36 protein-coding genes are annotated in these 24,369 nt (G+C 58.7%); 7 read left to right on the forward strand and 29 right to left on the reverse strand.

Going from position 1 to position 24,369, the window contains the following annotated elements; all coding sequences use genetic code 11:
• Positions 1-206, reverse strand: a 206-nt coding sequence (locus tag B5F88_RS21095; protein ID WP_204246247.1) for a hypothetical protein, incomplete at its 3' end; no start/stop codon positions are given.
• Positions 207-266: 60 nt separating this feature from the next.
• Between B5F88_RS21095 and B5F88_RS20750 the strand changes: the two genes are divergently transcribed.
• From B5F88_RS20750 to B5F88_RS13880, 7 genes are all read left to right on the forward strand, one after another.
• The gene (locus B5F88_RS20750) at positions 267-440 is read left to right on the forward strand and encodes a hypothetical protein (RefSeq protein ID WP_162612194.1); all 174 of its coding nucleotides are present in this window, start codon (positions 267-269) and stop codon (positions 438-440) included.
• A 21-nt stretch (positions 441-461) separates the two neighbouring features.
• Positions 462-638: a hypothetical protein gene (locus B5F88_RS21100; protein WP_191400257.1), complete on the forward strand. Its 177-nt coding sequence runs from the start codon at positions 462-464 to the stop codon at positions 636-638.
• Positions 639-846: 208 nt separating this feature from the next.
• On the forward strand, positions 847-1,371 hold the full coding sequence (locus B5F88_RS21960; RefSeq protein WP_204246248.1) for a copper amine oxidase N-terminal domain-containing protein: 525 nt from the start codon (positions 847-849) through the stop codon (positions 1,369-1,371).
• A gap of 53 nt (positions 1,372-1,424) precedes the next feature.
• Positions 1,425-1,877, forward strand: coding sequence for a DNA/RNA non-specific endonuclease (locus tag B5F88_RS13860; RefSeq protein WP_343286472.1), 453 nt, complete (start codon positions 1,425-1,427; stop codon positions 1,875-1,877).
• A gap of 30 nt (positions 1,878-1,907) precedes the next feature.
• A complete protein-coding gene (locus B5F88_RS13865; RefSeq protein WP_087347334.1) occupies positions 1,908-2,360 on the forward strand; it encodes a PH domain-containing protein in 453 nt (150 codons plus the stop codon).
• Positions 2,361-2,970: 610 nt separating this feature from the next.
• Positions 2,971-3,231 carry an AbrB/MazE/SpoVT family DNA-binding domain-containing protein gene (locus tag B5F88_RS13875; RefSeq protein WP_087347339.1) on the forward strand — a complete coding sequence of 87 codons (261 nt, stop codon included), beginning with the start codon at positions 2,971-2,973 and terminating at the stop codon, positions 3,229-3,231.
• 2 nt (positions 3,232-3,233) lie between these two features.
• Positions 3,234-3,569, forward strand: a complete 336-nt coding sequence (locus tag B5F88_RS13880) for a type II toxin-antitoxin system PemK/MazF family toxin (protein WP_087347341.1) — start codon at positions 3,234-3,236, stop codon at positions 3,567-3,569.
• A 39-nt stretch (positions 3,570-3,608) separates the two neighbouring features.
• Here the strand turns inward: B5F88_RS13880 and B5F88_RS13885 are convergent, their stop codons facing one another.
• From B5F88_RS13885 to B5F88_RS20760, 28 genes are all read right to left on the reverse strand, one after another.
• The gene (locus B5F88_RS13885; RefSeq protein ID WP_087347343.1) at positions 3,609-4,088 is read right to left on the reverse strand and encodes a phage holin family protein; all 480 of its coding nucleotides are present in this window, start codon (positions 4,086-4,088) and stop codon (positions 3,609-3,611) included.
• A gap of 12 nt (positions 4,089-4,100) precedes the next feature.
• Positions 4,101-5,549 (reverse strand): N-acetylmuramoyl-L-alanine amidase, encoded by a 1,449-nt coding sequence (locus B5F88_RS13890; RefSeq protein ID WP_242959802.1) that lies wholly within the window; start codon positions 5,547-5,549, stop codon positions 4,101-4,103.
• Positions 5,546-5,812 carry a hypothetical protein gene (locus tag B5F88_RS13895; RefSeq protein WP_087347345.1) on the reverse strand — a complete coding sequence of 89 codons (267 nt, stop codon included), beginning with the start codon at positions 5,810-5,812 and terminating at the stop codon, positions 5,546-5,548. The genes B5F88_RS13890 and B5F88_RS13895 overlap by 4 nt, the downstream gene beginning before the upstream one ends.
• Before the next feature lie 16 nt (positions 5,813-5,828).
• Positions 5,829-5,954, reverse strand: a complete 126-nt coding sequence (locus B5F88_RS21820; RefSeq protein WP_275532940.1) for a hypothetical protein — start codon at positions 5,952-5,954, stop codon at positions 5,829-5,831.
• The gene (locus tag B5F88_RS13900) at positions 5,947-6,309 is read right to left on the reverse strand and encodes a hypothetical protein (protein WP_087347347.1); all 363 of its coding nucleotides are present in this window, start codon (positions 6,307-6,309) and stop codon (positions 5,947-5,949) included. The genes B5F88_RS21820 and B5F88_RS13900 overlap by 8 nt, the downstream gene beginning before the upstream one ends.
• A gap of 20 nt (positions 6,310-6,329) precedes the next feature.
• On the reverse strand, positions 6,330-7,028 hold the full coding sequence (locus B5F88_RS13905) for a hypothetical protein (RefSeq protein ID WP_140402129.1): 699 nt from the start codon (positions 7,026-7,028) through the stop codon (positions 6,330-6,332).
• 340 nt (positions 7,029-7,368) lie between these two features.
• Positions 7,369-7,863, reverse strand: a complete 495-nt coding sequence (locus B5F88_RS13910) for a hypothetical protein (RefSeq protein ID WP_087347350.1) — start codon at positions 7,861-7,863, stop codon at positions 7,369-7,371.
• Positions 7,856-8,011: a hypothetical protein gene (locus B5F88_RS20755; RefSeq protein WP_162612195.1), complete on the reverse strand. Its 156-nt coding sequence runs from the start codon at positions 8,009-8,011 to the stop codon at positions 7,856-7,858. The genes B5F88_RS13910 and B5F88_RS20755 overlap by 8 nt, the downstream gene beginning before the upstream one ends.
• Positions 8,008-9,609, reverse strand: coding sequence for a tail fiber domain-containing protein (locus B5F88_RS13915; protein ID WP_087347352.1), 1,602 nt, complete (start codon positions 9,607-9,609; stop codon positions 8,008-8,010). The genes B5F88_RS20755 and B5F88_RS13915 overlap by 4 nt, the downstream gene beginning before the upstream one ends.
• Positions 9,602-10,291: a hypothetical protein gene (locus B5F88_RS13920; protein ID WP_087347354.1), complete on the reverse strand. Its 690-nt coding sequence runs from the start codon at positions 10,289-10,291 to the stop codon at positions 9,602-9,604. The genes B5F88_RS13915 and B5F88_RS13920 overlap by 8 nt, the downstream gene beginning before the upstream one ends.
• On the reverse strand, positions 10,291-10,647 hold the full coding sequence (locus tag B5F88_RS13925) for a hypothetical protein (RefSeq protein ID WP_087347357.1): 357 nt from the start codon (positions 10,645-10,647) through the stop codon (positions 10,291-10,293). Before B5F88_RS13925 ends, B5F88_RS13920 begins: the two co-directional genes overlap by 1 nt.
• An 11-nt stretch (positions 10,648-10,658) precedes the next feature.
• Positions 10,659-13,607, reverse strand: a complete 2,949-nt coding sequence (locus B5F88_RS13930; RefSeq protein ID WP_087347359.1) for a hypothetical protein — start codon at positions 13,605-13,607, stop codon at positions 10,659-10,661.
• Positions 13,608-13,800: 193 nt separating this feature from the next.
• Positions 13,801-14,166: a hypothetical protein gene (locus B5F88_RS13935; RefSeq protein WP_087347361.1), complete on the reverse strand. Its 366-nt coding sequence runs from the start codon at positions 14,164-14,166 to the stop codon at positions 13,801-13,803.
• Positions 14,163-14,843 (reverse strand): major tail protein, encoded by a 681-nt coding sequence (locus B5F88_RS13940; protein WP_087347363.1) that lies wholly within the window; start codon positions 14,841-14,843, stop codon positions 14,163-14,165. The genes B5F88_RS13935 and B5F88_RS13940 overlap by 4 nt, the downstream gene beginning before the upstream one ends.
• Before the next feature lie 12 nt (positions 14,844-14,855).
• Positions 14,856-15,092: a head fiber protein gene (locus B5F88_RS13945; RefSeq protein ID WP_087347366.1), complete on the reverse strand. Its 237-nt coding sequence runs from the start codon at positions 15,090-15,092 to the stop codon at positions 14,856-14,858.
• Between the two features lie 3 nt (positions 15,093-15,095).
• Complete coding sequence (locus tag B5F88_RS13950) at positions 15,096-15,590, reverse strand: hypothetical protein (RefSeq protein ID WP_087347368.1); 495 nt, start codon at positions 15,588-15,590, stop codon at positions 15,096-15,098.
• Complete coding sequence (locus B5F88_RS13955) at positions 15,590-15,904, reverse strand: hypothetical protein (RefSeq protein ID WP_087347370.1); 315 nt, start codon at positions 15,902-15,904, stop codon at positions 15,590-15,592. Before B5F88_RS13955 ends, B5F88_RS13950 begins: the two co-directional genes overlap by 1 nt.
• Positions 15,901-16,281: a hypothetical protein gene (locus B5F88_RS13960; protein ID WP_087347372.1), complete on the reverse strand. Its 381-nt coding sequence runs from the start codon at positions 16,279-16,281 to the stop codon at positions 15,901-15,903. The genes B5F88_RS13955 and B5F88_RS13960 overlap by 4 nt, the downstream gene beginning before the upstream one ends.
• Entirely contained in the window at positions 16,247-16,576 is a 330-nt protein-coding gene (locus tag B5F88_RS13965; protein WP_087347374.1) for a hypothetical protein, read from the reverse strand. Before B5F88_RS13965 ends, B5F88_RS13960 begins: the two co-directional genes overlap by 35 nt.
• The gene (locus B5F88_RS13970; protein ID WP_087347376.1) at positions 16,576-18,066 is read right to left on the reverse strand and encodes a phage major capsid protein; all 1,491 of its coding nucleotides are present in this window, start codon (positions 18,064-18,066) and stop codon (positions 16,576-16,578) included. The genes B5F88_RS13965 and B5F88_RS13970 overlap by 1 nt, the downstream gene beginning before the upstream one ends.
• Positions 18,067-18,087: 21 nt before the next feature.
• On the reverse strand, positions 18,088-18,849 hold the full coding sequence (locus B5F88_RS13975; RefSeq protein WP_087347378.1) for a head maturation protease, ClpP-related: 762 nt from the start codon (positions 18,847-18,849) through the stop codon (positions 18,088-18,090).
• Positions 18,846-19,985 (reverse strand): phage portal protein, encoded by a 1,140-nt coding sequence (locus B5F88_RS13980; protein WP_140402130.1) that lies wholly within the window; start codon positions 19,983-19,985, stop codon positions 18,846-18,848. Before B5F88_RS13980 ends, B5F88_RS13975 begins: the two co-directional genes overlap by 4 nt.
• Positions 19,986-20,043: 58 nt before the next feature.
• On the reverse strand, positions 20,044-21,711 hold the full coding sequence (locus tag B5F88_RS13985; RefSeq protein ID WP_087347383.1) for a terminase TerL endonuclease subunit: 1,668 nt from the start codon (positions 21,709-21,711) through the stop codon (positions 20,044-20,046).
• Positions 21,701-22,054: a P27 family phage terminase small subunit gene (locus tag B5F88_RS13990; RefSeq protein ID WP_087347385.1), complete on the reverse strand. Its 354-nt coding sequence runs from the start codon at positions 22,052-22,054 to the stop codon at positions 21,701-21,703. Before B5F88_RS13990 ends, B5F88_RS13985 begins: the two co-directional genes overlap by 11 nt.
• 123 nt (positions 22,055-22,177) lie before the next feature.
• Positions 22,178-22,531: an HNH endonuclease gene (locus B5F88_RS13995; RefSeq protein ID WP_242959803.1), complete on the reverse strand. Its 354-nt coding sequence runs from the start codon at positions 22,529-22,531 to the stop codon at positions 22,178-22,180.
• 100 nt (positions 22,532-22,631) lie between these two features.
• The gene (locus B5F88_RS14000) at positions 22,632-22,778 is read right to left on the reverse strand and encodes a cysteine-rich KTR domain-containing protein (protein ID WP_207757993.1); all 147 of its coding nucleotides are present in this window, start codon (positions 22,776-22,778) and stop codon (positions 22,632-22,634) included.
• Between the two features lie 123 nt (positions 22,779-22,901).
• Positions 22,902-23,663 carry a hypothetical protein gene (locus tag B5F88_RS14005; RefSeq protein WP_087347396.1) on the reverse strand — a complete coding sequence of 254 codons (762 nt, stop codon included), beginning with the start codon at positions 23,661-23,663 and terminating at the stop codon, positions 22,902-22,904.
• 447 nt (positions 23,664-24,110) lie between these two features.
• A partial coding sequence (locus B5F88_RS20760) for a hypothetical protein (RefSeq protein ID WP_162612196.1) occupies positions 24,111-24,369 on the reverse strand: 259 nt, incomplete at its 5' end.

The raw sequence follows: 24,369 nt of genomic DNA on the forward strand, positions 1-24,369 counted from the left end.
CGGCAGTCCCCAGGTCGATGATCTCGTTGACGTACTTGTGCAGCTTCTTGTTCATAGTCTTTTCTCCTTTGCAAATATATTCCCACACCGTCAGGCGTTGGGTCCGTTGCGGATGGTTTCATCCGCTCCTCACTGACCCGGCGGAACTGCCGCCGAAGTTGTATGTACTGATACATCCCCAGTACAGATTTTTGCTTTTTATCCAATCCCTCCGCATCTCATGAAGGATGCTGTCTGTGGGCAAGCTATCGTCGGAGGTGCTTTGTATGGAATCCACATATAGCGACAGATATGCCAACCTGATGGAAGATCCGGCCATGGAGGCCTATTTCTCTCAGCTGCCCGGCTATATCCAGGACCAGATTCGCGCCCGCAAGCGGCAGCCCGCCACTCTGGAAGACCTCAAACGCATGGCCAATGAGGTCAAGCAGCTGTTTTAACCCCAACATGGAGGTGATCGGATGGCCAAGCAAGGCATGGCCCGTCCCCAGCGGACCCACACCCAGCCCCGCAACAACCAGCCCCCCGTCCCGGAGCTCCAGGGTAAAGCCAAACGTGGAAAGGAACCGGCGAATCCCATCATCGCCGGTACTTCCGGCCCCCACATGAAGGTTTACCACCCGGATACCAAGGACTGACACAGACAGGCGCCGCCCATACGGGCGGCGCCTGAACTGTTTAGACCTCCCGGAACACTCCGCCAAGGCTATCCCATGAAACGCGGCGTCTTTTTCCGGTTGTCCTTTTTCCAGCTGTATGGTATGATACATAAAAGGCAAATTTCACCTGTATTGCAGCGCAGTCAAAAAGTGTCCAACTTGGACACACAAAGGGAGAGAGATTGAAATGAAGAGGAACTGGAAGAGCTTTATCTCCGGCTGTCTGGCCACCATCACCGTCGTGGGCTTGGTGGGGACCGCTGCCGCTACTGTGGGAAAGCAGACTGTCACGGTAGACTACAATGACATCAAGGTGACGCTGAACGGCGAGCAGGTGGCGCTGGTCAATGCAGGCGGCAGTCCTGTGGAGCCCTTCGCCATCAACGGCACTACCTACCTCCCCATTCGGGCGGTGGCCACCGCCCTGGGCCTGGACGTGAGCTGGGACAGCACCACCAACACGGCTGTTCTGAGCACGCCTGCGGCGGAGCGGGCGGTATACATCACCCGGACCGGATCAAAATATCATTATGACAGCAACTGCAACGGCGGTACCTACTGGGAAGTGCCCTATGAGACTGCCACCGGCATGGGCCTGGAGCCCTGCAGCAAGTGCGTGGGCAGCCCCTCCGCCTCTGTGGATACCGATACGGAGACTCAGGCTTACGCCGTAGTCAACGACAACGTGCCTTTTTTTCAGCAGACCAACTGAATGGGGGTGTCTTTGAGACATACAGCTCCCTGGATGACCTGGGCCGCTGCGGGGTGGCCTTTGCTAACATCTGCCCCGAGCTGATGCCCACAGAGCCCCGTGGCGAGATCGGCTCCGTCCAGCCCACCGGCTGGCATACCGTGCGCTACGACGATCTGATCGACGGCATGTATCTGTATAACCGCTGTCACCTGATCGGCTACCAGCTGGCCGGCGAGAACGCCAACGAGCGCAACCTGATCACCGGCACCCGATTCCTCAACGTAGAGGGAATGCTGCCCTTTGAAAACATGGTGGCGGACTATGTGGAGGAGACCGGCAATCACGTGCTGTACCGTGTCACCCCGGATTTCCAGGGCGACGAGCTGGTGGCCCGTGGAGTGCGGATGGAGGCCTACTCCATCGAAGACGACGGAGCTGGGATCTGCTTTCACATCTATGCCTACAACATCCAGCCGGGCATAGAGATTGACTATCTCACTGGAGACAGCCAACGGGCTGCCTGATATCACTTATAAGAAACGAGGTAATTTAACATGGGATTTTTTGACAAACTTGGCAGTTCTCTGGCCCAGGGCGTAATGGGCAACATGAACGAGGTATCCGTGGATGAGCTGACCAAGGATTACGGCTCCTATCTTATGGACGGGGAGACCATCCAGCTCGGCTTCCGGCTGATCCGGGACGTGGTTCTCTTTACCGACAAGCGGATCATCGACTTTGACAAGCAGGGCGCCACCGGTCAGAAAATGCGGGTGGACTCCATCAACCTCTCCAGCATCATCCACATCTCAGCCGAGACCTCCGGCTTTGGAATGGATGACAGCGAAATCAACCTCACCTATATCTCCTCCCCGTACTACCGGGCCAGCGGCGGCGTGACGGTATCTGAGAAAACATTTGAATTCCCCAAGAAATACAACATCCAGCCTCTGTACAAGCGGCTTCAGGAGATCGCCTACGAAAACCACGAAAATCTGAACAAGTAATATTTTTCCTGTCACAGTATGATGATTCCTCTGAAAGGGGCTTTCCGGCTGGTCTGTCAGACCCGGACCGGCTGGGCGGACCGTACACAGCGGCATACACACTGGGGCATATAGACAGGTCAGGGGCGGCTAAGGCCGCCCCCTTTTTTACCCCGCTTCAGGCACCAACCGCCAGCCTTCACATAGAATGGAGCGAAAGGGCGATTCCCTTTCAATATCTGCTAGGAGGTATTGCAATGCCTGAGAAGGTTATGCCCGGTCCCGTGCAGGATTCCGCCTGTATCCGTGAGGCCGTCTGCATACACACGAAAAAGATTTACGATTCCTGCAAGGAGAAAGATATGGTGTTCTATAGATATAACAAAATAGTTTGTATCTATACTTTTCTCTTGACAAACGGATATACTTTGTATATACTAAGTATGTCCCAAGGGAATTTGGCTAATATCAATCTCATTTAACTCGAATGAATATTTAATCTTTCGATAATATTGTTTTATCGATTGCTGTAAACTAATATCGATGTAATTTTATTGTATTCATAATGAAATATCTCAATATACATTTTGTTGTTAAAGTATATCGAGATATCAATTGATGAGGTTTATTCATGAATTATAAGACGCATATTTTCTCTGTCGGTAACAGTCAAGCCGTACGACTACCTAAAAAGCTCTTAGACTTTTTAGAATACAAGGCTGGAGAGGAGGTTGTTATTTCCGCTGACAGTGAAAGGAAAATTATTCTTATCGAAAAGGCAGTTCCCTGCACATATAAGTCTATTAAAGAACTTTTTGCCGGATATGAGTCAGATGGATATATTCCAACTGAGTGGGACACTGGCAAATCGTTTGGAAAGGAAACCTTTTAACAATGTACCAACCTAAACAAGGCGACATTGTTATGCTCTATTTTGACCCGACAGCAGGTCACGAACAAGCCGGATATCGTCCTGCACTTGTTGTGTGGGGCAATGATACTTTGGAGCGAATTCCCGGTTTAGCGCAGGTATGTGCTATCTCAAATACTGATAATGGCTTTCCTCTTCACGTTCCTCTGGATGCTGACAGTACTTGTACTACTGGTTTTGTCTTGTGCGAACAGAATAAGGTTCTCGATTTAAATGCCAGGCATGTTAAATTTCGGGACCGTGTTTCTGAGAAGGTTCTCCAGGAAGTTTTAAATATTTTACGTGCGATGATTGATTAAAGTAAGTGCGGCCCCGCCATAAATATGGCGGGGCCGCACTTACTTTATCCTGTCGCTTGTTGCTGACACCTGCTCTCCCGCTTCATCCACCTTGGACGCCAGGGCTGCGACCATCTTGGTCAGCCAGGCCGGAATGGGGGCCCCCAGGGCGCCAGCATTTTCAATGATGCTGCCCGCCTCGGTGAGGATATACCAGATCACCACCAGGGGACACAACAGCACTGTATAAGTAAAGGGCAGCTCCACGCCGGGCACATTGGCCAGCAGGTGGCCGATCACCACGTCCAGGATGGCAGCCACGATGACCGCTACCACACTGCCCAGCTTGTGCCAGATCCCGTCCCGGGCACTCTTGCTGGACCACTCCCCCGCCCGCAGGGCAGCGCAGGAGCCGGTGGCGTAGTCGATAACCATGCACACAACCCAGGCCACCACCACCCAGCCAAACCAGCCCCACAGGGCGGTAAGAGCGGCGCAGATGGCGGCGATGGCCGCCTTGAAGGTATTGATATGCTCCATATCCATCCCTCCTCACTGGTTCCGCACGTAGGCGGCCATGCTCTTGATCAGGGCGTGGACGTTACTGGCGGAGTAGGCGTTACCCTTCCAGTAGTCCACGGCCGTCAGCACTCCGGCGGCGGCCAGGGTATCCACGGCGGCCTCCAGCTCGGTCTGCTCCGGATCACAGCCGTCACACATGTCCAGGAACGCCTCCCAACCGCCGGGGATGGCCCGGATGGTCTGGGGGCAGTCCTTTCCAGACCAATGATTGTGCTGCACCACCTTATCCAGCGGGAAACCGTGCTCCGCCATCAGCAGACGCACCAAGGCGGCGGTATTGACCTTGGCCCGGTCAAAGTCCCCGTCGGCGTTGACACAGATCTCGATACCGATGCTGGTGAGGTTGCCCGGGCCATCGGCTCCGTCTCCGGCGTGGTAGGCCGTCTCGCCGTCGGGCAGGTGCTGGTAGATAGCGCGGTCGTCCACCGTGTAGTGGTAGCTGGTCCGCTTTTTCTCCGCGTCGTCTCCCTTGAGCCAGGAGGCGTGGGCGGCAGCGTCCGCACCCTCGGCAAAGTTTCCCGTCTCATGGATGGTAATATAGCGGTCCGGGTTCTTTCCGCCGGGGCGATTCTTCCGGCCTGGGGCGATGTAGTCCACCTGGATGGGGATGCCGTTGTCCGTTACCCTCTGGATGGCCTCCACAGGCTCCAGGTAGGCCATGGACACCCACCCTTTGGAGGTCTGCCCCCAGCCGTCCGAGACGCTCAGCACGTCCACCACAGCGCCGCAGGGATAGCCTCCCACCTTGTCATAGCTGGTCCCCGGCCCGCTGCGGATGTTCAGACCGATGGACGGGGTCACTCTATACTTGCCCATACTTTCCTCGCTTTCCGGCGGCTCCGCCGCCTCTCGTTTTACCCAGACGCAGATCCAGTTGTGGACCATCCGCTGGGCCTGGATGGTCTCTCCGGCAAAATCACATTGCACTGAGCCGCCGCCGTCCAGCATCATGGCGGAGCTGCATCCTCGGTCCACCAGCTGGTCCCGCAGCTGCTCCGGCGTAAGGGAATCACTGGAGCAGTACAGCAGCAGGGAGTCCCCCACGATGCCCATGGCACTCCTGGGCCGCCGCCCGCCCTGAGCAGAATCATAGGGGATATGCTCCAGCGGCTTGCCGTCCATAATCAGGGGGGATGTGGCAATGTAGTTATCATAGCCCTGCCAGTCTGTGGTCTGGGCCAGATCGCGGGGAATGTCCCACCCATAGCCCGCCATGTCTCCCCAGGGGACGGCGGACAGCAGCTTGCCGTCTACCTTCAGCCCCCGGCAGGGCGTTCCATCCGGATTCCACATGCCGCCATTGATGATATAGTCCGCTCCCGTCTCCGCCTTGACCTGGGCCAGCATCTTGCGGCAGTTGGTCACCACGATGGACAGGCGGGAGATCTCGGAAAGCGGGATAGATGCTACCGCTTTCACACTTCCACCTCCGCGGCAGCCCGGAGGAAAGTCAGGCTGTACTCCTGCTCCCCCTCCGGATAGTCGCTCACCAGTGTGCCGTCAGGCCGCACAAAGCCCATCAGCATGGTGGAGCCATCATAGACCGTGCGGCTGCCGTCCTCATTGAGGGCAAAGGTGCCGTCTTTGTAGCGCACTTTGCCCTCATAGCCGGGCACCCACTCCTTCCACTCAGGGTTGTAGTACTTGTTCTCAAACGCGACGTGTTCTCTGCTCTGTACCATATGTACCATCCTTTCTTTATTGGCTCATGAAGCTGATAATCTTCTCAGCCTGAGCCTCGGTAATGTATTGAGGCGCCAGGGCGCGCACCTGAGCCTCATTGATACGGTGCATTTTGAACTGAAGTAGGACGAATTCATACATCTGTCCGCACCCCCATCATGGCAAGTATGGCGCCCTCCAGGGCAGTAAGACGTTCCTCTGCCGTTGGCACTTTCTCAGGTAAATCAGGTGCGGGGTGCTCGGCCTCCCAGGCTTCGACCTCCTCCTCCGTTGCGGCTTCGATCCAGGCGGAGGTATCGGAATCCCACTTTGGGGATACAAAGCCTGCCGCCCCCGCATGGGGCCGCATGATAGGCGGGGCAGTGTCAATAAGCTGTTCTCCCTCCGCAAGAGTGTAGTTCTGTGTTACCCACCCTTGATGTTCCTCCAATAAAACCAGAACAAGGGTCTTATAGATGGAATTTATGTCAACGACACATGAGTGTTTATAATCCATTTGTTTTACATCCTTTATGTTTAATAAGCCTTAAATGTCGCTCCAAGTGATATCCCGTACATTTGATTAAATCCATTTGGAGGAGATATACCAGTTAATTTAATGTTCCCCGCTGTATCAATCCAGCCAAATATAGCCCAATTCCCACTCGACTGGATCAGTGGTATTGGTATAAGCGCCGATGGCCGATATCCTTCCGGCAATATTGCAATAACTTCATTTTCTTTCAATGTTCCGCCTGGGTACGTTACTGCTCCGGCTATTTGTACCCATCCTGCATCGTCTTTGCCATATTTAGCATAAGCGGACGGCTTGAACCCATCTTGTAGCTGCAAGTCATACCAAATGATTGGGGTGTTTTTATTCACCTTATTCGACAAAGCCGAAAATACTCCGCCGGACTGTACGGGGTTATGACTCCCCTCTACAGGTTCAGCGTCGGTAGTAATAGTGACGCTTTGAATTGCCTTGTCCAAATCCGACTTATTTACCGCATCGGTGCTCTCCTGGGCACTGCCTACGTCCACAACACGGTTGCCACCCATCTGGAGATTTCCAGTCATAGGGACGGAACCATCGGCCTTAAAATCCCCCGCCCCATTCCCATCGGCGCCGTTATACACCTGAAACGCACCTGCAATAGAACCGTTTGAGAGTTTCACGGTGTATGTATCAGTTGTCCCGGGTGCTCCGGTACCCCCGGTATGCTCGATAGACACCACGGAGTCTCCCTGCGGCCCCCTCGGACCCTCCGGTCCCATGATGTCTACGGGATCGGGGTTGGGCAAATCCCCGTTATTGGTCCAGGAAACTACTCCCTCCGCGCTGACACTGGGAGTAAACACATATCCCGGAATTCCCTGCTCTCCCTGGATTCCTTCCCCACCCCTGGCAGCCAGCAGCATCCAATTTACCCCGTCGTCGCTGGGCGCGATATCCTGTACCTCCCGTAAGGCGATATACCCGCCTCCCTCATGCCCCACCAGATCCAGCGCCGTGTAGCGGGCCCCGGAACGATACGCCCCCCGGGGCGTGAGAGAGACCTTGCCCAAAACCGTATTAGGCATGATTGATTGCCACCTCCAAAATCCCATTTACCAAGTAAAACACAGGCCCTCGGTACTCGTCCGGGGTAGTCATGATAAGCTCACCCGTTTCTGGGGTCACCGCAAACGTGGCATACATCACATTGCCCCGTGCGGCCTCCCCGGTATCTTCATACTGCTGTGTACCGGCATTCCAGATCCACCACGTCCCGTTTTGGATCCGGGGCGGCTTACCACTGTACTGTTGGGCACTCTGTGCGCTCTCAGCCGCTTCATCAGCACTCTTGGCAGCCTGATCGGCGCTGTTTGCCGCATCCTGGGCCGACTGCTCAGCCTGCTCTGCGGCGGCCTGGGCCGCCTGTACCGCTCCCTCAGTAGCTGCCTCGGCAAATCTGCGTACCAGCAGGCCCTGGATACTCCGTGCCTCTCCCTGCTGCTCCACCACCAGCAGGCTCTCGTCATCCAGGTGGTCAGCGACCGGGAGTTCGCCAATCGTGCGGTCAGCCATTGCTTGCCTCCTGCTCCTCCGCAGCCGCCTGGCGGGCCGCCCTCAGCTCCTGCCGGGCCATGGCCAAAAAGTCCACGCCTTCCCCAGACACCGGGACCTTCGACAGCCAGGCATAAGCGGCGTCAATATGTTCCAAAGCCTTGTTCATTCGATTCCCTCCAGTTTTTTCACCCGCTGCTTCAGCTTCTGGATTTGATCCACGCACAGGGAGATAAACTCCTCATAGCGCAGGGAATACTCCCCCGTCTTTTGATCTTTCAGGTACCCCGCAAAGTCCGTGGACTCCAATTCCGCGTTTTTTACCGCTTCTTCTACGTCCTGGGCAATAAAGCCTGTGTGATACCGCCCGCTTTCCCCGTGGTTGTATCGGTAAAATACCGGCTTCAGCAGGTCGAAAAGCGCATCATATTTGCTGGTATCATACGAGACAGAGTGTTTCATACCAGCATCACTGCCAATACTGGCGGGCTCCGCCAGGTAGGCGGTTTTCCACTTTTGACCAGGCAGTCCAAGCGAAAACGCCAAAGGGTTATTTGTCAATAAACTGCCGTTTCCTACAACTACCGACGGAATAGTCCCGCTTGCCACACCAGTTACGAGATGCAAATACTGCATTCCTTTCGCCTGCATAAAAACGTCGCCATCCATGCCAGTCAGGCGCAACGCACCATAGCTGCGAAGTTCAATAGCAGAATCTGCGGTCGATGCACCCGTGATATTTATTACGCCGGAAGCCCAGCTGTCTCTTGGACGTAAAACGATCTGCTCTCCAGTCAGCGATGAGGCAATAACGGTATTCGTCTGAAGCCAACCGCCATTTATTAGGGTGACACCGGAGCCAGGCGGTCCACTTAGCTGTTGAAACGTGACCATGCCGGAGAATGTGATATCCGTGCTGGAGATCTCCACGCCCTGGGACGTGATTGACAGACGGCTGGTATTACCATTGGTAGATGCGGAAAGGGTAATGCCGTCCACCTTCTGCTCAATCCGTGTGAGGTTCCCGTCCAGACCGCTGACCTGGGCGGCGATGCCGTCCATGCTGAGAGATAAGCTGCTTACCCGTCCATCCAGACCGGTTACCTGGGCGTTGATACCGTCCAGACTGAGAGACAAGCTGCTCACCCGTCCATCCAGACCGGTTACCTGGGCGTTGATACTGTCCAGACTGAGAGACAAGCTGCTCACCCGCCCGTCCACAGAGCTTATTTGGGCATTGAGACTGTCCGCAGTCAGACGGAGCTCGGACTCTACGCCTTCGACTTCATTCACGACATACAGCCGGATTTCCTCTGCCGTTTTGGTGATCTCGGATCGTGTGCGGGCAATCTGGTGCTGGATATCGGACAAAACAGGAGACTGATACCGATACTCACTCTCCTGCTCTGTCTTGCCCGGTGCGCCCCCGTCGCAGGTCATGAGTGCGTCGAAGGTCAGTTCCGTCTGGGCCAGGACGGTATACACCCCGCCCACCGTCAGGCCGTCCCCCAGCTCCGCCGCCGGATCCAGCAGTGCGTCCTGGGCTTGGATGGGCCGATAGGTATAGGCCCGGAGTGAGGCCAGAATATTGTTGGCCATAGCCTGCGTGCCATAGGGACAGGTCAGCTCCACCGTCCGCCCTGTCTCATCCCCGGCAAAATAGGCGGTATCGTCATCCACCAAAAGCACCACTTTGGATACCGGCGCCAGAGCGGGCGATTCGCTCAGCTGCTCGACGGCCCGGCCCAGATACACCTTATCAGACAAGGATTCGGACACCTCCAAACGTTATGGCCGCGCCATAATGGGTAACCAGATAATTGGTCTCCGGGGGGATCTCCGCAAAACCCACCATGCGCAGCTGCCCGGCATCCGTGACGATACAGTTGGCCCCATGAGCGGCGGCAATAAACCGCAGCACATCCCGCAGGGTATAGCCGTTGGCCGGATAGTCCACCAGATACCCGTTGTTAAACCGGGTCCTGGGGTCTACGGTCAGCCCCATCAGCCGGGCGATCTCCGCAAAGGCGGCCTCCATGGGCATGGGGAAGGCCAGAGACTGGTCTGGGACCCACTCCTGCTCCGCTTTGAGCATATCGTCATATCCGTGGATGGCCAATGTTCCGGACACCGTGTCGTAAGATCTGGTATCCACATAGAACACGCCTTTGGGGATCCATTCGCTGGCCTGGGTCCCCTTTACCAGGCGATAAGCGGGGGCTATTCGTGCCATCCGTGAGATGGTTCCAGGCCGGTAGAGGACAAGGTCGATCTCCTTTGCGATGGCCCCGCCCACCGACATGGTGTCCTCCGGGAACAGGTTGGCGCTTGTGCTCAGGCTGACGATGCTGCTCTCCCCATAGCTTTGCCCGTCTATGGTCACCCGGATTTCCTTCCGGGTGGCCGGGTCCTGCAAAAGGGCCTGATACAAAGGGCTTGTCTGCTGCATTACCGCTCCTCCAGGGTAATGGATACCCCGCTGTAGTAGGTGTGCCCGCCCTGCACCGTCTTAGCGGTCACAGAGGGGCCGGTGACGTACATAACCCGGGTCAGATCTTTGCCGAAGTCATCAGTAAACACCACCGTGGCAGGGCTGGATAAAGCCGCCCGGATCATAGCCAGGGTATTGTCCCGCAGCTCCAAAAACCGGACCTCAATGCTGTGGACCACAATTTCCGTCCGGTATTCCCGGCCGTCCAGCGTCACCACGCTCCTGGACTGACGCACCAACGGGGTATGTACCAGACCCTCCCGCGCCAGCCAGGGGGTCATGTCCACGCCGTTAATGGTCAGCTTCGCCTGCATTTCCTTCCCTCCTACACATAGACCTGGGACTGCCCCCGCGCCACAGCGGCGCTGTTCTGGCTCTGGGTGACCAGTACGCCCACCCGCCGGCCGTTCAGGTACACCCCTGCCCCCTGGAGGGCGGAGCGGACGGCGGCGGCAATGGGTCCGGCGATGTCTGCGCCCATCCCATCTGACATGGCCACGGTCGCCTGGCTGGCCTGCGATGGCACAGATATCGCTGCCTGGGCCGTGCTCAGTTGCTCCATGGAACGTCCAACCTGTTTTACTAGTTCACTTCCAAAGCCATCCTCGCCCAACCCAAAAAACAACGAATTTGAATCATAAGGATCCAAAATGTTTTTTACAACGCTCACCACAGATTGCGCCATAGCTTCAGCAGCGGAAATCACCGAAGGCATCCCGTTATAGATCCCCTCAACCAACCCATCAGTTAAGGCTGCGCCAACTGTAGGCGCATAGTTTACATATAACCGCTGCAGCTCATCCAGGTTTTGAGAGATCTGTTTATTTGTTTCATCCCGCAAGTCAGCCAACTCTTCCATCGCCAGCTGATTGGCAATGGACTGTTTTGCCTGATAAAGCGCCGCATATTCACTCAGCTTTTTATCGCTAAGAGAAAGTAAAGCGTTTAGCTCATCAATGGCATCTGGCCCCATTTCCCTGATATCATCCACAAGCGCATCGCCAACTCCACGCTCAGCAAGGACCCTTAATCCATCGTAAAAATCCTCAATGGTGGCGATCTGCCCTTTTAGATTGCTTATCAGCTCGTCTCCAGATACCTCCTCACGCTCCGGGACTTGATCAAACAATCCATATGTCTCAAAAATAGCCTTTGTTCTCTGCGCAAGTTTGTCCTGATAGTCCTGCTCCAACTTTGTGATTTTTTCTTGGACTTCCTCAACCTTGCTGTAGTACTCATCCTGAAGCCGCTTTTTTAAGTCAAGGATCTTCTCCTCGGCTTCTGCATACTGCTGGCTTTCAGCGACAAACTTATCCTGAACTGCCCGCCAAGCCTTCAGCTGCTCTTGGAGAGAGAGCCCTTGGTATTTTGTCTGCTGCTCTATCCGCTTCTTTGCTTTTGAGAAATATTCGGCCTGAATATCTGCTTTCAGGTCAAATATCCTCTCTTCCGCATCCGCATACTGCTTGCTTTCTACAATAAATTGGTTTTGAATAGTCTCCCAAACTTCCAGCTGCTCTTCCAGTGAATACCCTTGGTACTTTGCTTGGCGATCGATCCACTCCGCGCTTTTTTTATACACGGACTCCGCGAGATCGTTTGCGGCTTTGACAGCATCATCCGTGCTGTCCTCAATCCCTTCCGCCACACCCAGGGCAATATACCGTCCCACCTCATCACGGAACACTGTGGAGGGAGAATGGATTCCCAAAATGCGCTTTATCGCCGCCACCAGTCCGCCGCAACTCTCTTCAAATTGAGTTATTACCCAACCGATACTTTCCTTCCACCCCTGAAGCATTCCGGAGATTAAATTTTTACCCATGCTTTTGCCCATGGATAAGAGCAGCTCCAGTATGACCTTGCGGAAGTTTTCCATGGCGTCCTCCCCCGCACTGACCAGCTGGTCGGAATTTTCTATCATTCCCTGACCCACACTCTCAATGATGTCGGCGCCCAGGGCCGCATATTCCGGCAGCTTTTCGCTGTACTCGGTGATCAGCTCGGAAATCGCGGTGGACAAATTCTTCTTGGCGCCGTCAGCGCCCGCCACCACGTCGGCAAAGGCATCCACCACACCGGAGATTGCCGGGGTAAAGTCCGTGTTGATATCGTTCTTGAGGTCCTGAACCGCCCCGCCCAGATTCCCCGTTGATTCCTGCGCCAACGCCTGATTTTCCCGGGTCTTTACCAGTTCCTCATTGTTCCGGTAAAAGGCGTCCGATGCCTGGTCGTAACCTTGGGACAAGGCATCCATAATCAGCTGATTGCGCTCACTCTCCGTCGAGCACTCCTGCAAGGCCAAATTAAAATAATCTTCTGCGCTTGAGGCTTCCGTTACAGCCTTATTCCATTCTTCATTGGCTTTTGTGTTCTCCCGCAGGGTAACGCCAAACGTCTCACCAGCCAATGAGCCCCAATTTAAAACGTCAGCCAGAGCCCCCGTCACCTGTCCGACCTTGGCCGTTTCGTTGGCTGCCTCAATTAAGCCCTCAATGGGCAGGGAATCACCAAACGTCCCGGCCACACCGGCGGCAATTTGGGTCCACGTTGCTATATCCTTTTCGCTGGCTACCAGATTGGCCAAAAGCTGGGACGCTTCGGTGGCCGTGTCAGTATCGCCCAGGATCTTATAGAACTCGGTATACGCTTTCGACGCGGTTTCGGGTCCATAACCTGCAGCTTCAAACGCCGTATTCAGCTTGCCCTGGGCCGTACGGTACTCCTCGGTGGCATCTGCCAGGTCAAAGAACGCCTGCACGGCCTGGGAGCCAATATCCATAATGGCTCCCAGGCCTTCCCAGACCAGGTCAAAACCCGCTTTCAGATCTGCAAGCCCTCCGATCAGGCCGTCTGACGCCCCGCTCAAGTCGTCCATGGCGTCCTCCGCATCATCGGTGGAGTCGGTCAGCCCGTCCATCTCCCGCTCCGTTCTGGAGAGCTGATTCCGCATCCGGTTAAGATCCGCCGTGGCGTCCTGCACGGCCTGGGCCCACCGCAGGGTCCTGGTGTCGTTCTCGCCATATCTCTGGGCCGATTGCTCCAGCATACTCTGAAGGGCGGACAGCTTCTGTTCCTGGGCATCGATCTGCCGGTTGAGCACATCTGCCTGAGCGGCAAGGGCCTCCTGGCTGTGTTCGTTGCCCTCAAAAGCGGAAGTAACCGCCTTCATCTCCGATCCGAGGGTCTTGATCTGCTGGTTGATGTTAGCCAGGGATTTGCGGAATTCCGCCTCCCCATCCACTCCGATTCTGGGGCCGATATCAACGGACAATCATCTCACCTCCTCGTATAATACCGGCGCATCTGCTCCATCAGCGTGCCGGACGCCTCGGCCTTTTCCTTGGCCCCACAGGCCGAGATCTGCCAGCAGGCAATCTGGTCGAACACCGTCCCCAGGGGGAAATGGCGTACCTCAAAGCGGGTCAGTCCTGCCCGATTTCCCAGGTAATAGAGCCACGCCGTCCTTACGGGTCCGGCGTGGCCTCCCCGTTTTTTGGCTCCACCTCCACTGTGCGGCTGGTGTCCGCACGCATGGCCGCAAAGATAGCGGCAATGGCCGACCTGTCCCGGACGTCGATCAGGTCGGCGGGCCGGCAGGGCAGCTCGGGGGGCAGCTCCTCGCCCATGGCGGAGGCGTAGATCCGCCCAGCCTTGAGGAGGATCTGGAACGTGGTGTCCACTGCCTGGGCGGTCCTGGCCAGGTCGCTCTTATCCAATGCGTCGGCAAACTGCTCCAGGCTGCCAAAGGCCTCCACCAGCTGCTCAGTAGCGGCCAGAGAAAAGCAGATCGGGTGCTTCTGCCCCAAAAACTCCACATAGGATACCCTCACGGCGCGCCTCCCTCATCTGCCACCTTGGCGTATCCGGCCGCCCCCTGCCCCACGATAGCGGTGGTCTTTTCCGCCAGGGGGCCGAAGATGCTCTCAATATAGGCGATGGCGGCCTCCTGGGAGGGAAATACAAAGGTCTGGTACCAGGGCTCGGTGCCGTCGCCCTCCATTCCCATGATGGTCCCCTCAATTTCGGGGGTCTGCCACTCAATGGACTTTTCCATGGTCCTGGCGCTCTGGGACGGCATGGCAAAGGTGCCCCGGCGGTAGAGCACCACCTCATGGCCGCGCACCCCGTCCTCCTGGTTCATCCGGATGTACGCCACCCCCACCGGCGCGGACTGCTCGTTGCCCTTGTACCGGAGTCCCCGCCCGGTGACCGGCTTGCCGGACACCATCACGGTGGTCTCCTCCACCTCCAGGCCGTAGAGGTCGGCCGCCGTGTCCATGGTCATACGGTCCAGGGTCATGGTAATGTTGCCGCCGGAGGCGCCCGAAGCGTCGTTTTCCCCCACCCCGTTGTTGGCGTAAAGGGGATTATCCTCCGGCGTGTTGGGTGTAAACTCCGCGCTGATGGCCTTGCCCATCCGCTTTGTGCCGCCGGTGTAGCCGGTTACCACCCCGGCCTGCACCGTAGCCTTGGCGTAAAATACGCCATACATTCCAATTCCGGCCATTGGTATTCCTCCTTACTCCGCCGCCATAAGCCCGGCGGCCCGCAGCGCCGCCAGCAGACCGTTGAAGTCGCCCTGGGTAGGCTCGCCGCTCAAATCGCTGACCGCAGCGGCCTGCTTTACCACACCGGCGGCCTGCGTGGTAGCAGCCGGCACGGCCTGGGACGCGCTTGCCACGCCCTGCTCCAGATGGTTCAACTTCTCTGCGGTAATGGTATCGCCGTTGTTCCAGGTGTTGGGTTCGTAAGCCATAGTTCAGTCTCCTTCCATAATCTCCTCTATGGAGCGATCCACAGAGTCCTTCATATATTCCAGCGCCCGCTTTCGGGAGGCGGTCACGGCCTTGCGGACAAAGGGATTTTTCTTCATCCAGGTGGTGCCGCTCTCCACGGAGCGGGCCACCATCTGGTTGGGCTGGCCGTTGGGCCAGCGCTGGGTTTTGATGCCGTTATACCCGTCAAAGCCAATCTTGACGTTGAGATAGCCCGTGCCGTCATCCTGCATGGAGGCAATGCCCAGGCTGTCCGCCAGGCCCCTGACCTGGTAGGCCGTAGGGCCCCGGGTGGGGCTCTCCCGGGTACCATAGCCCTCATCGGTGGGGATCCGTTCGAGGGAGGAGCGAATCTCGTCAGCCACAATCCCGGCAGCGCCGTATATGGCCTCGCCCAGCACCTGGGACTTCAAAGAGGCCTCCAGCCTGGCGATCTTGGCCAGGTACTCATCCCCCCGTTTGAATTGGATGGTTGCCACTATGTCACCTCCCACACCCATTCGGTGTGCCAAAAGCCGATGTCCTCCTCAAACTGCACCGAGCTGAGATACCACGCGATCCCGTACCCGCTCAGGGACTCCCCCAAGGCGTCCGCCCAGGGGTCAAATTCCCGCTTGGTAAAGAGGTCCGTGGTGCCGGTGACCGCCCGCTCGGCGTGGCCGTTCCCGGCTGCCAGGTCGTTGGAGCCGTCCTCCTGCCAGACAAAGTAGCGGCTGGACTTCATCCGCTGGCCGTGGCTCACCTGGTCGGTCACCGCCAGGTGGGCGGCGATGATCCGCTCCTGCCAGCTCATACGCCGCCCTCCTCGTCCTGCTCCAGCCTGATCAGGGTCAGGTCCATGGAGGGCGGAAACACCCCGTCCGTGCTCTGCACCAGGTCAATGCGGTACGTCCGGCCATCCTCAGTGACGGCTATATCCCGCGCCCCCACCCCCCTGATACGGGGCGTGCGGAGTACCCGCTCCACCTCCGCCTGGGCCTGCTTGGCCAGATAGGCCCGCTGGATGCCCAGGGTCCGCTCCTCATAGCGCAGCCGGGCCTTGAAGGTTGGCTTTTCCACCGGCTGGTAGCCAGGCCGGGCCCCGTCAGAGACGGCATAGAGCTCCACCACGCCGTCGTTGTAGGCCTGGGTGATCTCACCCCTGGGCCGGTACGGCGCTTTCCAGCTCAAAGGCGCTCACCTTCCTCCCGTTCTGCATGTCCAGGATCATGGCTCGGTAGTTGTTCTCAAAGACGTCCAGGGCGCTGTCCCGGCCGTACCGGCAATACTCCAGCAGCAGCGTCCGGGGCAGGCCGTCTCTGGTGTAGTCCCCCGCAACCCCCAGCTTGCCGTCCAGATAGACCATCCCCGAGGCGATGAGCCCGGACACCTTGGCGTCCGTGGCGTCATCATCCCAGGTGATGTCCAGCCAGTTCTTTACGTCGGACAGCAGACCGTCGGGCAGGGCGGCTCTGTCCGCCGCCATCAGGACTTGGTGACGGTGACGGTGTACGCCTTGGTGGTGCTGCCGTCGGCGGCCGTCACGTTGATGGTCACGGTGGTCTCGCCGCTCTCCCAGGTCACGGCGGTACCGTTGTCGATCTCATACGCATCGGCCACGGGAGGGTCCACCAGAATCTCAACCTCAGCGCCGGCGTCGGCGGGGATGGCGGTAATGACGTTGGTGGCGTTGGTGGTGCTGGCGGTGTAGGAGGTGGTGGCGCCGGCAAACTCAGGGGACAGGGTGAGAGCGCCCATCTTCAGGCCGGACAGCTCGGCGTTGGTGGAGGGGGCGGGAGCGGTCACCTGCTCCACCTTCCACACGGCAGGCCGCAGGCCGGAGATATCCAGGTAGAGGAAGGCGTTGTCGTCCTTGGCCTGGCCATTGGCGTACGCCTTGATGAGATAGACCCGGTTGTCCTCCAGGAACTGATAGTGGTCGGAGTACTCGATGCGGCCGGCCTTGTCGGTGCCCACGGCGGCAAAGTACCGATAGCCCAGGCCCAGGATGGCGCAGCCCCGGTCCAGGGCGCCGCTGGGGATGACCCTCATGGGATAGGGCATCACGTCGTTGCGGTAGGTGCCGTCGGGCGCCATGACGGTGGTGGCAGGCATGACCTTCTGGTAATAGTCCTGGGGATTGACGATAAAGAGCACGTCCCGTACCGTCCGGCTCTTGCCGTTGGGGTCCACCGCCAGCAGGCTCAGCAGGTTGCCCACCGCGTCAATGGACAGCTCCGTAACAGCGATCTTGGCCTTCTCGGGGTAGACGCCGCCCTTGACGGTGACGCCGTCGCCCACCTGGCGGTTCATGCCGATGGGCATATTCTTGCCGGTGCCCACCACGATGCCCACCTCCAGGCCGGCGGCCAGCGCCTCATACAGGGTCTCCCGAACAAAGCGGTCCAGCCACTCGGGGCCCAGATCAAGAGAGGCCTTGCACACGGGCAGGAAAGCGGTGAGCTTCATGAGGCCGGAGTCTACTTCCTTGAAGCCGGCCAGCAGCTCCTTGATTATCTCATCGCACAGGTCGCCCCACTGGGCCTCCTGTCGGCCGTTGGTGTTGACCAGCATCCTCACCCGGCCGGTGGCGGGGATGAAGTTGATGGCGGAGAGCAGCGGATGGTTGGCCCGCAGGTCCTCAAAGACGGACTCAATCACCGTCTCGGGCATCACCACATCCACGTTGGCCAGGGCCTGCTTGGGGTCCTGGGACTGCATGGCGGCGATGACCTTCTGGTAGTAGTCCCGCTCCTGGGTGGTGAGCTGGCGGACGCCCCGGGCGCTGAGGATCCGGCTGTCCAGGTCCTGGCGCAGGCCGTTTACCTGGCTCTCATAGCTCTTCTGGAGGTCGGCCTGGATGGCGGCAAGCATCTGGTCAAGGGCCTGGTAAAAGCCCTCGGTATCGCCGTCCTTGATGGCCTTCTGCATCAGAGTGCGGATCTCTTCCCGATTGCGGATGTCCATTGCGATCATTGGATGGGTCTCCTTTCAAACTCAAAAATTGCGAAACAGCGCCATGACGCTGTTTGTTGCTTCGGGCTCCGGCGTGGGTGCCGGAGGCGCGGGAGGCTGGGCCAGCTGCCGCAGCTGAGCGGCTAGGCTTTTCTGAACAGTAAGCCGCTGCTCCAGGGTGAGGTTGGCTCTCTGGAGGACCGCAGCCGCCCCGGACATGTCGGCGTCGGCGTCTGCATACCGGTCGGCCAGGCCGTACTGGAGGCACTGCTCGGCGGTGAGCCAGGTCTCGGCGTCCATCATGGCGGAGAGGGCGGTCTCGTCCAGCTTGTCCCCCGCCTTCTCCAGATAGGCCTGGCGGCCGGCGGCGTTGATCACGTCCAAATCGTCGGCGGCCTTCCGCAGCTCCGCGGCATTGCCCACCGCGCCCATCCACATGTTATGGATCATCATGAGGGTGTTCCGGGGCATCACCACCTCGTCCCCCGCCATGGCGATCACCGAGGCGATGGAGCAGGCAAAGCCGTCCACATACACCGTCTTATGGGCGGGGTGCCGCCGCAGCTGGTTGTAGATGGCGGTTCCCTCAAAGACGGACCCGCCGTAGCTGTTGATGTAGAGGTCGATCTGCTTCACGTCGGGGTGGGCAGCCAGGGCGTCCCGGAAGGCGTTGGCGCTGGTCTCGCTGCGGATGACCTCATCCCGCCACCAGTCGTAGCTGTCCCCCTCCACATCGCCGTAGATGTAGAGCTCCAGGGTGCCAGGGCTGGCGGCCTGTTTCAGCTCCCACATGCGTTCTCTCATTGTGTCGCTCCTTTCTCAATGCCCAGCTGCCGGGCCACGTCGTCCATGGTGGAGATGTTCTTGGTCAGGAAATGGGCGTCAGCCCATGGCTCATCAATGGTGGGCTGGTTGGCAGATCTCAGAATGTCGTTGACGGAGAAGGCCGCCGAGCCCACCAGCTTCTCCACGTTGGCGGCGTTGGCGAACATGTCGAAGTGGAGGATGCTGGAGCTGTCCATCCGGACGTAGTCCCCCGCCTTCCAGGCCTGGTATCCGTATAGCTTGCGGGTAATCTCCTCCTGGAGCTGGTCGCACAGGGGGTCGATGCAGTTGGTCAAAAAACGGGTATTGGCGTCCTGGGTGCCCTCGATCTTGCCGTTGACCAGCACCGCCGGAATGAGAAAGCCCCGGGCGGTGAAGTCGAAGATGTCCTCAAGCAGGGCCTTGATGTCCCGGGTATCGCCGGAGCCCGTCCCCCCTACCCGCTCGTAGGCGTAGCCGTCAAACTCGGGCAGGATGGCCCCGCCGCTCTCCAGAAAGGGCTTGATCTGGGCGGCGATCATGGCCTGAAACTTTGTCTCCCAGCCGTCCTCCCCGCAGGCAATCTGACCGACATGCACCTTCCAGTGCTGCCCCCGGTCCCATTCATAGTGCCGCATGGCCGCCGACACCAGCCGCCAGTAGGACTGATAGAGGCCGGCGATCACCGGCGCCATATTCTTGTGGTGGAGCTTCAGGTGGAGCACATTGTTCTCATAGAAGGGATACTGCCAGGTGTACTCCCCCACACGCACGCTCCGGTACTCGTTCTGGCGGCTGGGCCAGTCCTCCGGCTGGGCCCAGTCGTCGGCCACCACCAGGGCGTCCATGCCGTCGGCCCGGGTAAGGGTGGGCACGATCAGGGCCTCATTGTCCTGGTAGAGCCGGGCCACCAGCTTGTGCCAGAAGGCGGTGGAGCTCTGGTTCACATTGGGGGACACGTTCCAGAGGTAGTAATCCCGCTCCCGGATCTCCTTGCCGCCCCGGAAGGTGCGCAGCTCGCAGCGGCCGATGGCGCCCGCCACCATGTTCACGCAGACCCAGAAGCACAGCTCCCGCACCTGGTACTCCTGGGCCGCCTCAAAGAGCTCCCGGCAGGACACCTCCTGGGTGCTCACCTTCCCGCTCTTGGGCTGGAACAGTCGGAAAAAGCTGAATGCCGTCTCGGTCACCTCCTTACAGTTGAATGGCCCCTATGGGCGGGATGCCCACGGCCTGGCCGGCGCCCAGGGCCGGCTCCCCCACCATGGAGGCCACCAGCGCCATCCACGGGTCGGTCTTTCGGCTCTTGGCCTCGATCTTGGCGTAGATAAAGTTGCCGGTGTCCACCCCCAGCTTCCTGGAGCTGCGCACCCGCTTGGTGTTGTTCACCGCCCAGCGCAGCTGGGGGGCTTCCCCCCAGGTGAAGCGTCCCCGGTCAAAGCACGCCTGGATCACCGGCTCCACCTGCATGATGTCGGAGGGCCGCACCAGCTTGACCCGGCTCTTGTCGTTGGCGTCAAAACCGATCTTCCGAAAGCTCTCCGATACCAGGGTCCAGCGGTATTGATCCATGCACAGCAGCCGGAGGTTGTAGCTCTGCCCGGCCCGCCGGACGTAGTCGGCCAGCAGATCCGGGTGGATGGACACATCCTCCACCACCGTGCAGTGTCCCGCCTCCGCCCAGGCCTTCCAGGGAGCCTTTACCCTGGGCAGGGTCTTGGACTGGGCGCAGATCCAGGCGTGATTGAGGTCAAAGCGCTCCTCACCCCGGCGGAAGTGGAGGTTGACGGCCGCCCAGTCGGAGAGCTCGGCATAGTCCACTCCCACGGTGCAGGACCAGCCCCGCAGGTCAGGCAGGGGCCGGTTGGTGGCCTTCACCTTCTCGTAGTCGGTGACTGAGATCTCCTTCTGCCCTGCCCGGAGCCCCATGCGCTTGGTCAAAAAGTCGCCATTCTGCTCCGGGTGCTCCAGCCATTCCTTATACTCGTCCTCGGTCTCCTGGAGGAGCGCCGAGCGGTAGGCCAGGGATGGGTTTGCCATGTACCAGTTCTCCGGATCGTGGACCTGGTCCCGGCTCTGGAGACAGCAGATGAACGGCAGCATCCCGCCGTCCGGCTCCTCCTCAAAGAGGATCCGCCGCCCCTGGGCCAGCTTGTCGTCCAGGGGGCCGTCGGACACCTCGCCATTGGAGGTGAAATAACCGATGCGGGCATCGGCCACCTTGCCCAGGCCGGTGATAAACACCTTGATGTTGTCGTAGTTCTCATAGGCGTGGACCTCATTAAAGATGACCTTGCCTGAGCGCATCCCGTCCCGGCCCTTGGGGTTGTTGGTGCGCCCCTTCATAACGCCCCGGTTCTTCCGGCCCTGGATGATCTCTTTTGTGTGGTAATAGTGCTTGTTCAGCTTGGCCTGGTGCCGGGGCAGCTCCAGGACCTCCACCAGATCCCTGGAGGGCTGGGTGGCCTGGTCCTCGTTCATGGCGCAGATATCCACGTTGTAATGCCCCACCGGGTTGTAGGGCGAGATGGAGGCCGCCGAGTCAAAGGCGATATAGCCGTCCTTCCCGGCGCCCCGGCCCAACATACACAGCACGGTTTTCCAGCGGGGACGCCCCTGGGCGGTATAGGTACAGTTCCAGAGGGTAAAGAGGAATTTCTCCCACGGGAAAAGGGCGAAGGGAAAATACTTCTGGAGGCCCAGGTACTTTTCCAGCCGGCCGGTCTCCACCCGGAGATCTTCCGTCTCAAAGGCCCTGCGCACCAGGGCCACCAGGGCGTGCTGCTCCGGGCAGGCCCGGGGCTTGTCCGATTCCACCAGCTGGATGTACTCCAAAACCTCCGGCGGGATCTCACAGCTCATCGTCATCATCTCCCTGGGGGGATGCTGCGCAGGCGTCATCCTTCAGGCCCAGGGCGGTGAAGATGGCCAGCATCTGCCGGGACACCTGCACGCTCAGGGATACGCTGCGGTTCTCCACCGGCATTCCCCGCTTGGCGTCCACCACAGTGACGCCCCGGGCGGCAATGTCCGCCTCCAGCTTCTGACGCTGGACCCAAAAGTCCATGTACTCCTCCACCTTGTCTGTGTAGGCCCGGTCCACCAGTCCCCTGGCGGTCAGATCCTCCAGCATGGACTGGCGCAGCTCCCGAAATGCCTTGGTCTGCCGCCAGTTCTTTTCACCGGCGGCGCTTGATTTACCCACGGATTCCCTCCTTCCGGCCCGGAGCAGGCCGGGCGCGCGTACGCGCCCGAGCCTCCCGGAGATGTCCTGGACCCAGGCGATTGGGCCCTCACTGCCTTCACCCCGTTTTTTCGACGGGGGGTATCAGTCCCAGCGCTCCACGGTCAACGGCGGCCGGCGCGGGGCAAATTGCCGCTGGCTCTCCGGGTGCAGCGCTTCGTGGCATTTCTTGCAGACACTGACCAGCTGCCGCTCCCCGGTGTCCGGGTCCATGATGCTCAGCGCCAGGTCGGGCCGGTCCCGCAGATGCTTGACGTGGTGGACAAGCCTGGCCGGCCGGAACCGGCGGCGCTGCTCCCGGCAGAGCACGCACTCCCGCTTGTCCAGCCTGAGCACGTCCTCCCGGACGGCCTGCCACTCCGGCCAGTCGTAAAACCGAGCCTCACGGCCCGCCTGGATGAGCTCCACCAGTTGGCGGAGCCTGGTGGCTGAGATCATACGGTTTCCCTCCTTGCGTCGGGCCTGTGGCTTTCCGGCACCGGGCTATCGCCTCCGGGCAAAATAAAAAGCCGGCACCGACGCTCCCCCTCTCGGGAAGTCATCGGCACCGGCTCTCAAAGCACTGGCCCTGTTCGATATCCACCATCGTCTCCGTCCGGCAATCCCGGCAGTAGACAATGAGATTTTTTGCCGTGGTTTCCGGTCTCACCTGGAGCACCTTCCGCCTGCGGCAGGACGGACACATCAACCATCCATCCTTCACGACAAGTTTACCACACTCGCGCTCTGCTTTCAACTTTTTCACTCACTTTCTATGGACTTTTTTACTTGTTACACCTGGTTTCCAGACCGAATAAAGACGCGAGGGCTATTCTTTTCTCCGCCTGCGCGGTGGCCTGATTCCTCTCTTCTCCTTTCTTGGTGCTGGTCTTATGTATTTAATCGTAATAAATTCCCCAAACTGATTGCGAATGGGCGGCGGTGCGCTCAGTATGATCGCGCCCGGCGGGGCAACCACGGTCAGATTGTCCTTAACAATCTCGCTCTCCACTGTCGGCTTCTTCAGGCCAAGAGATGCAACCCAGCACTTTTTCCCCGGTTCCGGCCGACCCAGCTCTCTGGCCTCTTTGGTTAAATATTTGGCCAACGCCTCGTGCCCCTGCCAGTCATCCAGCTGCTCCATTTTGACATTCCCATATGACCAAAGCGATTTGAGCACCTCAAGGTCTGCCCCGGTTCCGTTGATCACAAGATGATGATGCAATCGGCCGCCCTCAGCGCTAAGTTGCTCAGTAACGTACACATAGCGCAGTTCCTGGCCCCTGGCTTTCCGGTGGGCCCGCAGCCAGGACAAAAACTTACGGACCAGCTTGATAGCCTCCTCCCTTGACGGAGGAAGATGGGCATCATCATAAGTAAGCTCTATGACTAAATCCCTGCGCTTAAAGTTGGCTGCCAGCAGCAGCTCCAGCCTCTGCCAGGCCCGCCGGTTATTTAAGGTCATCTGCGCGGCGCTGGAGATTTCCCGCAGCGCCTCCCGTTCCTCCGGTGTACTGCGCGGGGTTGGGATCGTGTAACACACGGAAATGACAAGCCGACCGGCAGTTATAGTCTTTAATCGTTTTGCCATCACACTATCCTCTCAAATTTTTACTTTTCACCCTGTTCTCCTCCCTTGTCCTGACCGGCAGACCTCCGACGAAATGTTGCACAACGATGATACCGCTTATCCCAGTACCAGCCTCCCGGATGCCTGCAAACTCCCATAGTGCCATCGTGCCAATAGCAGTTATCACAGGTACGCATGTATTTCCTCGATACGGACGCAGTCTCCCATGCTATCCACCACTTTCCTTTGGCCCAGTCCCGCCCAGACCGGTCAGCGCCCTTTTTGTGCTCCGGCCCTCTGCCGGGCGCCCCGTATTTCCTACCATTACCCCACGTAGGTACGCAGGCCTTCAGATCAACAGGGCGTCCGGCAAGCCAAAAGAGGTCCGGGCGGGTGAGCGATCCCACCCAGCAGAAGGCCGGAGTACAATTCTCTTATGCCATGTCCATTCTACCTACATCCAGGCTCTCAAAATAAAACCTCACCTGATGCGGCTGCGGAATTACCAGCCCAAACCGCACAGCATTGCGATATGTAACGCTGTCTCTCATAAGCGCGGTCGGCATAGTCCTCCACGGGTCCGTCGTATTTGCAGAGGAAGCAGCACTCAGTGTCGTAGATTGGCCGGGCGCGGATGGTGGCGGCCATTGCCTCCATATCCCGCACCGCAGCGGCCAGAGACGCCTCGGCCTCATCCGCCCGGGCCTCCGCGTCCTCCAGCGCGAAC

The organism is Flavonifractor sp. An306 (assembly GCF_002159455.1).
Lineage (GTDB): Bacteria > Bacillota > Clostridia > Oscillospirales > Oscillospiraceae > Flavonifractor.